This is a genomic window from Microcoleus sp. S13C4 (assembly GCF_036700865.1).
In the GTDB taxonomy this organism is placed as follows: Bacteria; Cyanobacteriota; Cyanobacteriia; order Cyanobacteriales; family Microcoleaceae; genus Microcoleus.
Genome location: NZ_JAUBPS010000031.1, coordinates 17,843 through 31,503, shown reverse-complemented (window position 1 = coordinate 31,503; position 13,661 = coordinate 17,843). Strand labels below are relative to the sequence as shown.

Below are 13,661 nucleotides of genomic sequence, written 5' to 3'. Positions count from 1 at the left end.
ATCTCAAAAATATAACGCACTCAGCCAGAGGGAGAACCAAATCGTGAAAGTCAAGCGTCTAAAAATGAACTCATTCCGAGGCATCAGCGATTTGACCCTGGAGTTTGATACAGATGAGCCGACTGTGTTCATCGGTATCAACGGTGTGGGGAAGTCCAGCATACTTGAGTGTTTGGCTATTCTTCTCTCCTGGCTGACAAAGCGAATTCAAACTCCCAATAGTTCTGGACGTTCTTTCAACGAAGATGATATCAAAAAAGGATGCAAAGAAACTCACAACGAAATTACAATTTCAATCAATGACTGGCCGGAAGTGGTATGGTCTTTAACCAAGGTCAGTAAAGGGCGAAGCAAGAATACTAGCAGCAACCTTGGGGACTTAAAAAAAGTTGTTGATCACATACACAGTCAGTTAGATGCTAATTCTTACGCAGCATTGCCTCTGGCTGTTTACTACCCAACTAACCGTGCCGTACTTGATATTCCTTTGAAGATTAGGACGAAACATTCGTTTGAGCCGATAACTGCTTATGACGAGGTTCTCACGGGAGGGCAGATCGATTTTAGGCGCTTTTTTGAATGGTTTAGAGAGCGGGAAGATTTAGAAAACGAAGAACGACTATTACGACTATTTAATTATGATTTACGACTAAATGAGCCTGATGAGTATCGCGATCGCGAACTAGAAGCAGTCAGATATGCGATCGCTAACTTACTAGACGGCTTTTCAAATTTACGGGTTAGGCGATCGCCTTTGCGAATGACTGCAGACAAACAAGGCGATGAACTGATCGTCAATCAACTATCCGATGGTGAAAAATGCTTGTTAGCACTAGCAGGAGATTTAGCAAGGCGTTTGGCGATCGCAAATCCGAATCCAGATTGCAATCCGCTTGAGGGTTCCGGCGTTGTTTTGATTGACGAGATTGAGCTCCACTTGCACCCAAAATGGCAACGGGCGATTATTCCGAATCTTAAAAAAACATTTCCAAATTGCCAGTTTATAATTACGACTCATTCGCCACAGGTAATCAGCGATCTCAAATGGGTTCATCTTTTGAGGTCAACATCTGAAGGAATTGCGATCGAGCGAGTACCATCCTTTGGGAAAGATAGCAATCGGATTCTAGAAACGCTTATGGGAACTCCAGAACGTCCGCAGGAAATTAAGGAAGATTTACGTGAATTGTTTCGCTTGATAGACAAGGGCGAACTCGGAAAGGCACGGCAATTTCGCCAAGAATTAGCACACAGAATGGGAGAAGAAGATCCTGAATTTGTGAGAGCAGATTGGCTAATTCAACGCAAGGAAATTCTCCATAAATGAAATATATTCAAAAGGGGAAAGAACCTCAAAATTTTTCCGACTGGAAGGCTACACAGAAGTCTCTCGGTGTCAACTATGATTACAAAAGTCTTTCCAACCCTGAGAGAGGATCGGTACACATTTCTTTGCTAAGTGAACAAGGCTATATTTGCTGCTACTGCTGTAATAGTGTTGACCAAAGTAATAGCCATATTGAACATCTAGACCCTCAGAGCAAGACTGATGCAGAATTATCTGTTGAGTACACAAATATGCTAGCTTCTTGTGGCCGAGATACAAATAAGCCAGGGTATCGTTGGCCAGAGTATTGTGGCAATAAGAAGGGGGATCTTGCGATCAGGGTTTCGCCACTACAAGCCAACTGTGAAGAATTTTTTAATTACTCTAGCACTGGTGAGATACTGCCAACTGCAAATAATTTAGCTCATCAAAAAGATGCTGAAACAACCATTGAAGTTTTGGTACTCAATCATTATGACTTAATGCAGGGACGAATTAAAGCACTTGAAGCATTGCAAGGAATCATGACACAGCAAGAAGCAGAATTATTAGCTCAAGTTTGTCAACAAATGAATGCACAAGGGCGATACCAGCCTTTTTGTAATGCAGTTTTGTATTTTCTCAAAAATTATTTTGGTGTTTCTTAAGTTGAATGTTACTCAAAGATTGCGCGATCGACGATCGGACTTAATATATACTTTACCCCACCGCATCACCCGATCGCACAAAATTAAATCGCCCGATCGCAGATTGCAGAAAGTCGATGCCCCAAGGCACACTTTACATATCGGTCATCGGTCGGTTATATTTACTACAAACCGCGCGCCCGGTGTGGGAGACTCCTCCGTCACGCCTGCCCAGTTTTTTAGTGGCGACAATTTATTTAACTAATATATCTTAATGAAAGAGACAGCGAGCCCCTTCCTTTGCTAAAATTTAGCTTGAAAATGTCAAGATTATCTTGTCAAAATATCAGGAAATACCGTGAACAATAGACCAAAAATACTTGCATTTGCCGGAAGTACCCGCGAAGCATCCTATAACAAACTGCTGGTAAAAGTGGCGGCTGCTGGGGCTACTGCGGCGGGTGCAGAAGTTACTTATGTAGATTTGCGCGATTTGCCGATGCCGCTATTTGACGAAGATTTGGAAGCAAAAGAGGGAATGCCAGAAAATGCCCGCAAATTGAAGGAATTGATGGTAGCGCATGACGGGTTTTTGATAGCTTCCCCTGAGTATAACAGTTCGATTACGGCTGTGTTGAAAAATGCGATCGATTGGGTATCGCGCCCAGCACCGGGTGAACCGGGATTGGTGGCATTTACTGGCAAAGTAGCGGTAATTATGAGTGCTTCCCCAGGCGGGATAGGGGGTATGCGGGGATTGGTTCATTTGCGATCGATCTTGGGGAATATTAACGTATTGGTACTCCCGGATCAGAAAGCAATTCCCCAAGCTTTTGAAGTATTTAATCCTGACGGTACAATGAAAGATCCCAAACAGCAGGACTCTGTGGAGAATCTCGGTGCTAAGTTGTCTAATGTGCTGTCGAAATTAATCGCATGAGGCAATAAATTCATTGTGGAGTTGGGAAACAGCAATGTTGTGTCCCAATCCCACCATCTGTTATTTTGCTGGCTGCATCAAGTGCGATCGCATCGCAGAATTGCTACGATCGTAGTTAATTGGCTGTTATTCTCACCCCCAAATTAACATGACATTCACCACATACCCAAAATCAGCACTTGCTAAAACCAGCAGCCAGGCTTGAGAATTGCACTTAGAAAATCATCCCTCTGGTGAATCCCTGAAATTGTACTATCGAGATGAGTGCGATCGCAAACCGCATAATTTTCTGAGTTTCTTCCCAGGTTTATTCTTGTATCTTCCCCCAGGCTAACTCTTCGACATAGCCAATATACCACTCATCTACTTTTTCCCACACCGCAGTAAATCTATTTACCCTTGTGCCTCTACTTAAAGACGGGGATAATTTTATTTCCGAGAGATAATAGGTAGTTGAAAACTTACCACAAATTGTAGCAGCACCGCATCACCCGATCGACGTAAAACAAAACCACCCGATCGCAGATTGCCAGAAATAGACGAGAGTAGGCATACTTGAACCATCGGTCATCGGTCGGTATATTTTTTCCAAACAGCACGGCAGGCGTGGGAGACTCCTCCGTCACGCCTGCCCTGCCGTTTTATTTAATAATTGTTCGATTTCCTACGGCATAGCTTCGCTTCACCTAAATTACCCCATTTTTTTCTTCTTCCAAGCCTCCACAAACGGCAAAAACACCGATACCAACTCCTGCCGATTCATCACCAAAGTCGGATAAGAAATCCTGCCGTAATTCTTCCCCACTTCCAGCGGAAAAATCCCCTGGGATTCCAGAGGCAACCAAACCGCACCCGCAGCCTTCACAATTACCCAACTCCCCGCAATATCCCAAACTTTTGGAGTCGCTTCCACCCCTCCCATAGCCACACCCGAAGCCACCGTCAAAAAATTGTAACTAGCCATGCCCAACATCCGAACTTTACTCGGAAGATGAGGCCCGATTCCCACACTCCGCGAACACAAATTAAAAAAATGATTGCCACTCATTTTATCAGCAGTCGGTCGAATTTGCTGCCCGTTTAAAAACGCACCTTGAGGCATATTGTCAAACACGCCACCCGCAAAATCAGGTGCAAAAAAACCGTGAAAAGACTGATTAATTGGCGGCAAATGCACGTAGCCAAAAACCGGAGTTCCACGATACAACAAACCCAAAGAAATACCCCAAATCGGAATTCCCCTAGCAAAATTAGTTGTAGCATCTAAAGGATCGACAATCCAGCACCATTCAGTATCGGGGAAAACGTGTTCGCCCTCCTCACTTAAAATCCCGTGAGTGGGGAAAGCAGATGCGATCGCACTTCTAATCTCCGCATCAGCCCAATTATCGGATTTCGTAACCAAACTCCCGTCATCCTTCTCATCCGCTGGGACGGAACCGAAATCTTGCAACAACTGCTGTCCGACTCTCTCGACAGTAACCCGTGCAAAACTTAAAATAGAATCCCAAAAATTAGTCATTAGTTATTCGTTATTAGTTATTGGTTATTGATTATTGGAACTAACAACTGCCACAGCCCAACTGACAACTGACACCGACCAACTGACCAAACATTAGTCTAATTCATTTTCAAGAATAGTGGCGATCGCACTTTTAGCATTATCCTGAAACTCCCGAACATCCACCCTACCTAACAGCCAAACAGCCAGAATCATACCCACCGCCGGCACAGCAAAAACCAACCCGTAAGCCAACATCGGCACCCCAAACAAACTTCTGCCCAAATCCAAAATAGCACCGCCGCTAACCGTCGCCACACCCCGCGCCATCGCCTGCGACAAACCCCAAGCGCCAATAAAAGTCCCAGCAGTTTCTGCAGCAGTCAAATCCAACATCAAACTCAGTGCACCCGTCGTCGTAATTCCCGAAGCTAGACCAAACAACATTAAAGCCGACTTAAACACAATTGGATTACCTGTAAATCCAGATAAAATAATCAAACCTAAACAAGCCGCCACCGACAAACAGCCCAACCTAATCGTATTTTGCTTGCCGATGCGCGGTACAATAAAAAAACCAGTTGTAGCCAAACCGATCAGAGTACCAGTACCGTAAATAGCATTCAACCGAGTAGTTTCCGAAATCGGCATCTTAAAAATTTCCCCGCCGTAAGGTTCCAAAACCGCATCCTGCATAAACAAGCAAATTGTCATAATCAGCAGGAAAGTAAAAAATAAACCGGTTTGACGGCTAGCAGTCAAAATCCGCAGCGCACTTCCCAGAGTAATTTTATCTTCTCGGTTCACTGCGCTCGATCGCACCCCGTAGCGCGAATACTTTTTCTCCACCCCAAAAGTCGCAATCCCCACCAACAGCAAAACCAGCGCCGGCACCTTCACAAACAAACCATTAATCGAAGCCTGCAACACTTCCCGCGACACATCCCCATCAATTTGCTTCAGCAAACCGCTGCTAACAATCGCCCCGATAATAATACCAACCATCAGCATCGACCACACCACACCCACCAACTTCGATCGATCTTCCTCATCAGAAACATCCACCAACAAAGCAGCAAAAGGAGTCGAACTCGAACAAATAGCAATACCGTAAAGCGCAAAAATCAAACCCAACAAACCCACCCAACCGTAAGTAGGAGTAGTCCACCCCACCGCCTCCAAACTGCCGCCTAAGCGCAACCTATCAGCATCCAAACTGTCACCCAAGCGCCACATTACCTGCACCGCCAAAAAAGCAGAAATCACAAACAAAACGCTTCCTACCCACACATAACCCGTGCGGTGATGCCCAAACAAAGGCCTAGCATCAGACATTTGCCCGAACCACACCCTAGCCGGTGCCACAAACTGGTGCATCGCCAGCGTACCCGCCACCACAGTAGCCGGAATCGCCAACTCTTTAATCATCACGCGATTGAGCACCCCCAGCGTCAAAATCGACATCATGCCCAATCCCATCTGAAACAAACCCAACCGGAACATAGTCAGGAGGGTAACTCTCTTGATAGCAGGAGTCGCGGAATCTGTTAATCTAGAATCTGGCAAACGGTTGATAGACATAACTATTCAAATAAACACAGCATTTGCATTTATAGTAACTGACATATCACAAGCCGCCGCCATTCTTCCCCAGGCTAGAAGCTCGATCGCGATTATTCCTATAAATTCATATAAAAATAAAGAGAATCAATAACTGTGGATTTACCAACCGTGACAACCATTACCCTAGGACAAAACGGCCCAGCCGTCATTCCCCTGTGCGTCGGAACTTGGGCTTGGGGCGACAAACTATTTTGGAACTACGGCAGCAACTACGGCGCCGCCGAAGTCGAAGCAGCATTCAAAACATCCCTAGACAGCGGAGTCAACTTTTTCGACACAGCCGAAGTCTACGGTAACGGCTTGTCAGAAGAATTACTGGGGCAGTTTCTCAAAAAAACCACCCAACCCGTGCAAATAGCCACCAAATTCGGCCCCGTACCTTGGCGGATTACAGGGAAATCAGTTTCCGACGCTTTGAGTGCCAGCTTAAAACGCTTGCAAGTAGAACAAATAGCCCTCTACCAAGTGCACTGGCCATTCACTTTTTTGCTGAGTCAAGAAACCCTAATGAACGCCTTAGCCGATGAAGTAAAACAAGGCAGAATTCAAGCAGTAGGAGTCAGCAACTATTCAGTAGAACAGATGCGCGAAGCCCACAAAATACTAGCAGCCCGAGGCGTTCCGTTAGCAACAAATCAAGTCCGTTACTCCTTGCTGTCGCGGCAAGTAGAAAAACAAGGAATTGTGAGTGCAGCCCGCGAATTGGGGGTCACAATTTTAGCGTACAGCCCCTTAGCCCAAGGATTGCTCACCGACAAATACACAGCCCAAGAACAACCTACAGGAGCCCGCAAAATGGACTCCCGCTTCAGCAAAAGCGGCCTCGAAAAAATCGAATTAGTTATGTCCACGCTGCGAAAAATGGGCAAAAAGCGCGATCGTACGCCCGCCCAAGTTGCCCTAAACTGGTTGATATGCCAAAACGGAGTCATCCCCATTCCCGGTGCCAAAACCGCCAAACAAGCCCAAGAAAACGCAGGCGCATTAGGCTGGAGTTTAAGCCAAGATGAAGTCAACCAACTAGAACTAATGACTCGCCCCTGGCTAGAATAAATTTGTTAATTGTTGACTGTTGACTGTTGACTGTTGACTGTTCACTGTTCGCCGTAGGTTGGGTTTTACTTCACTCTACCCAACCTACAGTTCACTTTCTTCTCACCTCTTCCTTCTTCCCTCTCCCCTCTTCTTCCTTCTTCCTTCTCCCCTCTTCCTTATTCCTTCTTCCTTCTTCCTTCTTCCTTCTTCGTCTTACTATGAAAATCTTAACTGATTGGGGTTTCACGCGCGAAAGCTGGCGCAACAACAGCCGTGGCGAATATTTAGTTTTGCTTCAAGGAGCATTGCTCACAGGATTTGCAATCTTACCAGTTTATCAACTGCCCGGATTAAAAATTCAATCAACTCAATTACTTTATATTACCTGGTTTATGGCCAGTATGCTCGGCTTAAGCGGATTAATTTTCATCATCAAAGGATTGATAGACTTAGGAAAAAATCTCACACCTTTACCGTATCCCATAGAAAACGGAGAATTAGTCCAAACAGGCATTTACGGAATAGTGCGGCATCCATTATACAGTGGCTTAATTTTTGCCGCCCTCGGCTGGACAATTTTTCAAATGAGCATATCCCACTTAATAGCCAGCGCAATATTAATAATATTTTTCGAGATTAAAGCCAGCCGCGAAGAAACCTGGTTAACCGAAAAATATCCACACTATTCACAATACAGCCAGCGAGTCAAAAAACTACTTCCCGGAATCTATTAAAAGCTCGATTGCCCATAAAAAAACCCGAGCGAAGTTAACAGATTGACATTAATTGGGATTTATGCTAAAAATGGCGTAATCAATTATGAATTTCAACAGCCATGCTACGTTTAAATATCAAACTGTTAAAAACAGCATTCCCCTTCGCAGCTTTATCATTATTGCTCAGCAGTTACGCTACCAACACAAACCCTTCTCAAACACCTAAAAATCTATTTCACTTTACCGACTCTCAGACCACTACCTCACCTAGAAAACAAAAACCCAATTTAGTCCTAGGTGATGTCAACAGTGAAAAAGCAGCAATTAAATCAGTTGTCATATTAAATCTGAAAGCTTTGAATGAAGAAAATATAGAAGCTTTGATGGCGACAATAGACCCAAAGTCTCCAGGATTTGAACTAACAAAAAATGCGATGGCACAAGGTTTTTCGCTCTACGACTTAAATTATGTAATGAACAAATTTGATGTGGCAACCATTTCCGGCAATACAGCGATAGTTACAGTAGATCAAACGACAACAAAAATTAGAGGCCCGCAGTTCAGAAATAATAGAGTGCTGTTAAGGCACCTATTCAACAAATATAATGGAAAATGGAAATTTTTTAGCTCTGAGATTCAGAAAGTTGAGTATTTAAACTAGACAATTAAGACTAACGCACGAGAAGGGTAAATTGCAATTGTCTAGACCAGGCAGAGCAGAATTAAAGACGACTAATGACTAATGACTATCATTCATGCTTTGCGCCGTCCGGCATAATCGCCCCCTTTAAATTCGCTCCTGCTAACTTGCTACTAAGCAGCAAAGCATTCCTCAAATTAGCACCCTTTAAATTAGCCTCTTCAAGGTTGGCCATCCAGAGATTTGCCCCTCCAAATTCGCCCCCTACAAGTTAGCATTAACCAGGAAAGTCCCTTTCATGAAAGCACCTTTTAAATTAGCCTTTTTCAAGTTATTAGATCCCAAATAAGCATTCTCTAGAAAAGCATTTTCTAAATTGCTGCCCTCCAAATTTGCCCCAGCCAAATTGCTGCTTATCAGGTAGACCCGCGCAAATTTGCTTGTTTTAAATTAGCATTGACCAAATTGGCACTCCACAGATTGGCATCTTTGAGGTTAGCATTTTCTAAATTAACGCCTTCGAGAAAAACAGCCCTCAAATTAGTCCCTGAGAGATTGCAATCCCCACATTCTCTGGCTATAAGCAAGTGTCGGACTCGATGCTTGACTGAGAAAATGTGGGCTGTGAAAATTATCAAACCTGTACCTGTTAAGGCGATAATACTAAAAGTTGTCAGTTTGATCGCACTTACAAGTTTTCTCTGTTGTATTTCTCGGAAAATCCGCTCGCAGCCCCTAAAAATATTTACAGAATTGCTCATATTTTTAATCCAGTGTTTTGCTTCCCTGCCCTTCCCCTTCCCTATGAAAAAACAGTTAAAATTTAAATTCCTGACGATCGCACTTATTGTAAGCTTAGCAATAATCGGTGTCGGATGCGATCGCATTTTCACCAAACCCTTTCAACTTCCCGCCTCAGCCAAACAAGAACCCTGGCCAATTCAAACAGGCCTCCGATCAGCCATCCTCCGTGACAACATACCAACAGTCAATCGCCTAGTTTTAGTACCAGACGAAGCCACATTCTTAGCAGCAATCCAAAAATGGAATCTCAAAGGAAACTGGCCTATTCTCATCGAAGACAAAAAATATGCGCCGATGTTTTTGCAGCGCTTTCAACCCGAAGAAATAGTCCGCTTGCCAAGCATCAAACAGCAACTGCCAAAAAATCAAAAACTCCAACAATTAATGCTGAATGCAGCAGCCGCAGCTTGGAAGGCCACCGATACTCCAACCTTAAAAGCACAATGGAAGCAACTCGGCTGGGAACCTCCAGGAGTAGTAATCACATCAGAAAACGACCCGGCACGTTCTGCAGCAGTTGCCTTAGCAGCCGCTCACGGTCAACCTTTAGTCTTTCTAGAAAGCAACTTCGGAAAACCCAACGATACCCTCAATAACACACAGTGGAAAAGTCTGCAACTAGCAGTTACAAAAGCCGTCGAATCAACCGGATATTTTTACTCTCAACTCGCAGACCCGATCGACACCATCACTATTGTACGCCAACTAGCAGTCAAATATCAATCTCCTGAAAAACCAGACGAACAACTAGCCGTTACCGACGGTTTGGGACGACACCCCAACGGCGAACGCTGGGCGGCTGTCGGCTGGATTTACGGCTCCGAAGTGCGATCGATCTATCAAGCCATGTGCGCCTTATTTCTCGATACCGAAACCGCCATGCTTTATGACAGTTACCCCAAGGAAGGAAATTGGGCAAAATATGAAATGGAGGAAGCAGCTAGCGGACTAAAAACCATAGGTTTGAATGTCGAAGTAGTCCAGCAACCAGAATCTAGCCTGGAAAAGTGGCGGAGTTTAGCCTCAAAACCGTGGACATTTGACTTAATATTAATGAATTCCAAAGGCTATCCCAAATCATTCCAAGTCGGCAACGGCGACGCTTCAGTTGAGGACATACCAAAACTTCAATTTCCCGCAGCAATCCACATGATTCACAGTTGGTCAGCAGCAGCGCCAGATGACAAAAACACCGTTGCCGGAAGGTGGCTAGAAAATGGTGCTTACGCATATATTGGCAGCGTCAACGAACCTTTTTTATCGGCCTTTATTCCACCTAAATTAATGGTCGATCGCCTGAAGCGAGGATCACCCTTTTTAATCGCAGCACGCCAGCTAGAATCCCGTCCCTGGAAAGTGGCCACCATCGGCGATCCGCTAATGTCGATCGCCAAACCCAGAACCAGAATCCCGCCCACTCAACAACCGATGTGATACAGCACTTCCGGGTGTTATGAGGTACAATAAGAATAGATTAAAAAAATACACCAATGAAAGCATATTCAGTAGATTTGCGGACAAAAATAGTAGCAGCCCATCAAGATCAGAAGCTGTCGATCAGAAAAACAGCAGCGATATTTTCCGTCAGTAAAAGCTTAGTTCAGAAACTGGTCAAGCAACAAAAAATAGAGGGAAATTTACAGCCGAAACCCAGGGGGAAACCGAGATACAGTCATTTGAATAATTCCACAGCTTCTTTGAGAGAAATAGTGGCAGCACATCCCGATGCAACCTTACTAGAATTGTGTGAGTTATTTGCCCAGAAGACGGGAAATTGGGTGGGTAGAACAGCCATGTGTAACGCCTTACAAAAGTTGGGATTAAATCGTAAAAAAAAACAGTGAGAAGTAGCCAAGCCGGCACGGAAAGAGTCATGAAGTTAAGGTTAGAGTATTGGGAAAAAGTCAAAGATATCGAGCAAAAAAATTTAGTATTTTTAGATGAGACTGGAGTATTGCTAGGTTTAAGCCGAAGTCATGCACGTTCCCAACTAGGGACTAGAGCCTATGCGGTCAAACCTTTTTATCGAGGCAAAAAAGTCACAGTAATTGGTGCAATTAGTTTCAAACGAGTAGTGGCATTAATGACCATGGACAACTCGATGGATAGCCAAGCATTTGAGGTATTTACCCTTGAAATGTTTAGTGCCACAATTGTGGGCGGGAGCAGTAGTAGTGATGGATAACTTACCAGCGCATAAAGTAGATTCAATTAAGCCCATGATTGAAGCGGTGGGTGCTTCTCTCTTGTGTTTGTCCCCATACTCTCCTGATTTTAATCCTATTGAATTATGGTGGTCGCAACTCAAATCTTTATTGATCCAGTTTTCACCAACCACCACTAAAATGGTTGACACCATAATTGCTGTGGCTCTTGACTTAATTAATCCGAAACATCTTAAAAACTGGTTTACTAATTGCTGCTACTGTACCTCATAACATCCGGAAGTGCTGTATTATGCGCGAGCGAGGGATTTGAGGTTTGAGATTTGTGGTTTGAGATTAGTGGTTTTAAGGTAAAGCCTCAAATCGCCAATTCTGTAATCAGAATGTTGTATTTCACTGAGTTATATGATATTGCAAGTTCCCTCATGCGATCGCCCTAAGCCCCAACAATGTAAATATAGTTAATTAGCATTATCGCCAGAGAGTATCTAAGTTTAAAAGTAACTGAGTATACAATGACCTAAAATTCGCCCCTCCTCAGAATCAGTCATTCCACCAGCCGCCCGCCCCAAAAATCCGCCCTAAAATACGCCTTAATTAACTTGTAAATTCCCGTAAAATCACTGACAATTAAAATAAGAAATAAAATGTAATATTTATCTAACTTCTCACAGAAGAATTAACCGCTAAATGAGAGCCACCCTTCCTGTGGATCTGCCGCCACCCGGCCCAACCGCAGCAACTCCCCAAGCCTCCCGCCTAAGCCCGCTATTCAACCGCCTGCACCCCAGCCCAGAAACGCTCCTGCTCATCCTCTCCCTAGTCATAGGGGGAGTTACGGGTGCAGGCGTCGTCACCTTTCACTACCTCATCCACTTCATCCACAGCCTGATGCTGGAAGACTTCATGGGTGCGATCGCCTCGAAAGGCTCTTGGACGCTAGCCTGCATTCCCACCCTCGGCGGAGTCATCATCGGGCTGATGCGCTGGCGGTTTCGGGACTTTGGCCCGAATATGTCTTCCTTAATTGCAGCAACCCGCGGGCTGCAAGAACTCTCCCCCCTCAAACCCATCACTAAAATGGTGGCGGCCTCAGTTTCCCTCGGCACCGGCGCCTCCCTCGGCCCGGAAGCGCCCAGCGTCGAAATCGGCGCCAACTTCGGAATGCTGCTGGCTCAAGTCTTACAGCTCTCCCCAGAACGGCAGCGCTTGCTCCTCGGCGCGGGAGCAGCAGCAGGTTTATCTGCCGGATTTAACTCTCCCATCGCCGGAGTCTTCTTTGCTTTAGAAGTCGTGCTCGGCAGCACCTTCGCCACTTCGTCAGTCAGCGTTGTCTTGCTCTCGGCCGTAGTTTCGGCGCTCATCGCTCAAATCTGCTTGGGAGCTCAGCCTGCCTTTGCTTTGCCGGTTTACGATGTCCGCAGCCCCCTAGAACTACCTCTGTACATGGGATTGGGACTTTTGGCGAGCGGAGTGTCTCTAGTCTACACAGAAGCAATTCAATTGGCCGATCGCTGTTTTCAAGGAAAAATCCGAGGATTTGCTTGGCTCGGACGACTGCCCCGGCCGCTGCACCCGATCATCGGCGGGGCCTGCGTCGGCTTAGTCGCCCTGCAATTACCTCAAATTTTGGGTGTCGGCTACGAAACAGTCCAAGCAATGCTCCAAGATGTTAAATTTTCCTTGCCTTTGCTGCTGCTGCTGCTGTTTGTCAAACTGGCGATGACAGCAATCAGCCTCGGAAGCGGTTTAGTGGGTGGCATCTTCGCACCGGCGATGTTTTTGGGAGCTTCCCTGGGTTCGGCTTACGGCCTGTTTTTGGAAATGCTGCCGGCAATGAGCGATCGAGTCGCCGGCCCTCCCGCCTACGCAATGGTGGGAATGGCAGCCGTCCTCGCCGGCAGCGCCAGAGCACCGCTGACAGCCATCCTGTTGATGTTTGAATTAACCCGCGATTACCGGATTGTTTTGCCGTTAATGGCCGCAGTCGGATTGAGCGTTTGGCTGGTGGAGTGCGTCAACCGCCGATCGACAGCCCACAGCCTCAACCTTCAGCAAATGGGCGTAGACGTGGCTCTCAATACACCGATTAAAGCCAGAGAACAGTTGCAGGATTGGGAAGATGTTCTGGGCGATCGCATCGTCACAGAACTGATTTCTTGCCAACTTCCCACCGACGGCGAACACAGTATCGAGGAGCCTGTGCTGGCTATGGCTCACGCACATTTACCAGAAGATGTCAAGCCTTTGCCTGAAACAAAATCAGCAGTCTGAGTGAGTTCG

The 13,661-nt window shown here is 45.5% G+C and carries 18 protein-coding genes; 12 read left to right on the top strand and 6 right to left on the bottom strand.

The features are described 5' to 3' along the window. Positions 1–43 precede the first annotated feature (43 nt). The 4 genes from QT996_RS14995 to QT996_RS14980 all read left to right on the top strand — a co-directional run bounded on the left by QT996_RS14995 (position 44) and on the right by QT996_RS14980 (position 2,893). On the top strand, positions 44–1,327 hold the full coding sequence (locus QT996_RS14995; RefSeq protein WP_333047437.1) for an AAA family ATPase: 1,284 nt from the start codon (positions 44–46) through the stop codon (positions 1,325–1,327). Continuing rightward, positions 1,324–1,974, top strand: coding sequence for a retron system putative HNH endonuclease (locus tag QT996_RS14990; RefSeq protein WP_333047436.1), 651 nt, complete (start codon positions 1,324–1,326; stop codon positions 1,972–1,974). The genes QT996_RS14995 and QT996_RS14990 overlap by 4 nt, the downstream gene beginning before the upstream one ends. A 1-nt stretch (position 1,975) precedes the next feature. Continuing rightward, complete coding sequence (locus QT996_RS14985) at positions 1,976–2,218, top strand: hypothetical protein (protein WP_333047435.1); 243 nt, start codon at positions 1,976–1,978, stop codon at positions 2,216–2,218. 93 nt (positions 2,219–2,311) lie between these two features. Next, complete coding sequence (locus QT996_RS14980) at positions 2,312–2,893, top strand: NAD(P)H-dependent oxidoreductase (RefSeq protein ID WP_333047434.1); 582 nt, start codon at positions 2,312–2,314, stop codon at positions 2,891–2,893. Between the two features lie 461 nt (positions 2,894–3,354). Here QT996_RS14980 and QT996_RS14975 read toward each other — a convergent pair whose 3' ends face one another. The 3 genes from QT996_RS14975 to QT996_RS14965 all read right to left on the bottom strand — a co-directional run bounded on the left by QT996_RS14975 (position 3,355) and on the right by QT996_RS14965 (position 5,975). Then, the gene (locus tag QT996_RS14975; protein ID WP_333047433.1) at positions 3,355–3,519 is read right to left on the bottom strand and encodes a hypothetical protein; all 165 of its coding nucleotides are present in this window, start codon (positions 3,517–3,519) and stop codon (positions 3,355–3,357) included. Positions 3,520–3,584: 65 nt separating this feature from the next. Continuing rightward, a complete protein-coding gene (locus QT996_RS14970) occupies positions 3,585–4,415 on the bottom strand; it encodes an inositol monophosphatase family protein (protein WP_333047432.1) in 831 nt (276 codons plus the stop codon). A gap of 93 nt (positions 4,416–4,508) precedes the next feature. Continuing rightward, complete coding sequence (locus QT996_RS14965; protein ID WP_333047431.1) at positions 4,509–5,975, bottom strand: BCD family MFS transporter; 1,467 nt, start codon at positions 5,973–5,975, stop codon at positions 4,509–4,511. 150 nt (positions 5,976–6,125) lie between these two features. Here QT996_RS14965 and QT996_RS14960 point away from each other — a divergent pair, with 150 nt between their 5' ends. The 3 genes from QT996_RS14960 to QT996_RS14950 all read left to right on the top strand — a co-directional run bounded on the left by QT996_RS14960 (position 6,126) and on the right by QT996_RS14950 (position 8,430). Then, complete coding sequence (locus QT996_RS14960; protein WP_333047480.1) at positions 6,126–7,070, top strand: aldo/keto reductase; 945 nt, start codon at positions 6,126–6,128, stop codon at positions 7,068–7,070. Between the two features lie 200 nt (positions 7,071–7,270). Then, positions 7,271–7,786 carry an isoprenylcysteine carboxylmethyltransferase family protein gene (locus QT996_RS14955; protein ID WP_333047429.1) on the top strand — a complete coding sequence of 172 codons (516 nt, stop codon included), beginning with the start codon at positions 7,271–7,273 and terminating at the stop codon, positions 7,784–7,786. A 101-nt stretch (positions 7,787–7,887) separates the two neighbouring features. Beyond that, positions 7,888–8,430, top strand: a complete 543-nt coding sequence (locus QT996_RS14950) for a hypothetical protein (RefSeq protein WP_333047428.1) — start codon at positions 7,888–7,890, stop codon at positions 8,428–8,430. An 88-nt stretch (positions 8,431–8,518) separates the two neighbouring features. On the opposite strand, the gene QT996_RS14945 is transcribed toward QT996_RS14950, so the two are convergent. Genes QT996_RS14945 through QT996_RS14935 form a run of 3 tightly spaced genes read right to left on the bottom strand, consistent with a single transcriptional unit; the run spans position 8,519 to position 9,170 of the window. Next, positions 8,519–8,644 (bottom strand): pentapeptide repeat-containing protein, encoded by a 126-nt coding sequence (locus QT996_RS14945; RefSeq protein WP_333047426.1) that lies wholly within the window; start codon positions 8,642–8,644, stop codon positions 8,519–8,521. Positions 8,645–8,673: 29 nt separating this feature from the next. After that, entirely contained in the window at positions 8,674–8,814 is a 141-nt protein-coding gene (locus tag QT996_RS14940; RefSeq protein WP_333047425.1) for a pentapeptide repeat-containing protein, read from the bottom strand. Positions 8,815–8,825: 11 nt separating this feature from the next. Next, on the bottom strand, positions 8,826–9,170 hold the full coding sequence (locus tag QT996_RS14935; protein ID WP_333047423.1) for a pentapeptide repeat-containing protein: 345 nt from the start codon (positions 9,168–9,170) through the stop codon (positions 8,826–8,828). A gap of 43 nt (positions 9,171–9,213) precedes the next feature. On the opposite strand from QT996_RS14935, the gene QT996_RS14930 reads away from it, so the two are divergent. The 5 genes from QT996_RS14930 to QT996_RS14910 all read left to right on the top strand — a co-directional run bounded on the left by QT996_RS14930 (position 9,214) and on the right by QT996_RS14910 (position 13,652). Continuing rightward, positions 9,214–10,647, top strand: coding sequence for a hypothetical protein (locus QT996_RS14930; protein ID WP_333047422.1), 1,434 nt, complete (start codon positions 9,214–9,216; stop codon positions 10,645–10,647). A gap of 56 nt (positions 10,648–10,703) precedes the next feature. Beyond that, positions 10,704–11,057: an IS630 transposase-related protein gene (locus tag QT996_RS14925; RefSeq protein WP_333047421.1), complete on the top strand. Its 354-nt coding sequence runs from the start codon at positions 10,704–10,706 to the stop codon at positions 11,055–11,057. A gap of 29 nt (positions 11,058–11,086) precedes the next feature. Next, positions 11,087–11,398, top strand: a complete 312-nt coding sequence (locus QT996_RS14920) for a transposase (RefSeq protein ID WP_333047420.1) — start codon at positions 11,087–11,089, stop codon at positions 11,396–11,398. Next, positions 11,391–11,651, top strand: a complete 261-nt coding sequence (locus QT996_RS14915; protein WP_333047419.1) for a transposase — start codon at positions 11,391–11,393, stop codon at positions 11,649–11,651. Before QT996_RS14920 ends, QT996_RS14915 begins: the two co-directional genes overlap by 8 nt. 417 nt (positions 11,652–12,068) lie before the next feature. Beyond that, on the top strand, positions 12,069–13,652 hold the full coding sequence (locus QT996_RS14910) for a chloride channel protein (protein ID WP_333047417.1): 1,584 nt from the start codon (positions 12,069–12,071) through the stop codon (positions 13,650–13,652). Positions 13,653–13,661 lie beyond the last annotated feature (9 nt).